1 protein-coding gene is annotated in these 1,421 nt (G+C 36.3%); it reads right to left on the reverse strand.

Features of this window, described 5'->3' with window-relative positions:
* Positions 1-34: 34 nt before the first annotated feature.
* A complete protein-coding gene (gene ccpA, locus GFJ36_RS24085) occupies positions 35-1,033 on the reverse strand; it encodes a catabolite control protein A (protein WP_001103309.1) in 999 nt (332 codons plus the stop codon).
* Positions 1,034-1,421 lie beyond the last annotated feature (388 nt).

A 1,421-nucleotide genomic window follows, 5' to 3' on the forward strand; every position in this document is an offset into this window, starting at 1 on the left:
AAGCTCACAGCAATTGCTGTGAGCTTTTTTATACTTATTTCGTTGAATCTCTAAATTGGATACGGTGAGGTAAGATAACAGTGTGATCTTCCACTTTTTCTTTGTTCATATACTTTGTTAATAGACGCATTGCTACTGCACCGATATCATACATTGGTTGTACAACTGTTGAAAGTTGCGGACGAACCATTAATGCAAGGCGTGTATTATCGAAACCAAGTACTTCTACATCAGTTGGTACGTTTAATCCAGCGTCTTGTGCTGCATGGATTACACCTAGTGCCATTTCGTCAGAAGATACGAAGATTGCTGTTGGCTTTTCATCACTGCTCCAAAGCTTTTCGAATGCTTCGATACCTGAATCATATGTGTAATCTCCATCGATTATAAGATTTTCATCATATGAAATACCTGCTTCTTCTAAAGCTTTTTTATAACCTTGTAACTTCTTCGCGCTTCCCGCTTTATTAATGAAAGGACCAGAGACGAAACCGATACGCGTATGCCCTTGCTCAATAAAGTGCTTCATTGCGTCGTAAGCTGCTTGCGTATAATCAATATTTACTGATGGCGTTTCATTTTGCTCATCAAATGACGCTGCTAATACGATTGGTACTGGAGACTTTTTGAATTCTTCAATGTGAATGTCTGTAATATCTTCACCCATGAAAACAATTCCGTCCACTTGTTTTCCAAGCATCGTATTTAATAAATGGAACTCTTTCTCTTTGTTTTGGTCAGAGTTACTTAAAATGATGTTATATTTGTACATTGTTGCGATATCTTCAATTCCACGAGCAAGTTCTGCATAAAACGTATTTGAGATATCAGGAATAATAACACCTACTGTAGTTGTCTTCTTACTTGCTAGTCCACGTGCTACCGCATTTGGGCGGTACCCTAAACGATCAATTGCTTCTAATACTTTCTTTCTTGTTGTAGGCTTTACATTTGGATTACCGTTCACTACACGAGATACGGTAGCCATTGAAACGTTTGCTTCACGCGCTACATCATAAATTGTTACGTTCATCTCATCGCACACTCCTTCTATTTTTGTTATCTATTTTTATGTATCGGTTACTTGAATGAAAAAAAGACATCAACTCTATTTGCAGATGCCACCAATCGTCCCGAGTTCTTCCTTTTACTAATGATACGATAAAAACGCAGGCTCATACAATATTTTCCCGCAAAAGTTTCAAAAAAATTCGCTTCTTTTCTCGTATTTTCGTATTTTTTATGAAAAAAAGGGCATTTTTTGTAAAAAAATAGATATCCAATACGTAGAAACCTTATTTTAAGCAATACGATAGTAGATAGTAAATGAAATTTATATCGGCGATTTTCCAAACATATCGCCACAACTCCAATTATATCAGCAATTTTTTAAATATATCGACTTACCGACAGAAACCGAC

It is taken from the genome of Bacillus sp. EE-W1, from assembly GCF_009760835.1.
Taxonomy (GTDB): Bacteria; Bacillota; Bacilli; order Bacillales; family Bacillaceae_G; genus Bacillus_A; species Bacillus_A wiedmannii.

Bases quoted from the DNA above. Each gene is read 5' to 3' on its own strand.
- ccpA (WP_001103309.1), bottom strand. From the start codon at position 1,033: ATGAACGTAACAATTTATGATGTAGCGCGTGAAGCAAACGTTTCAATG.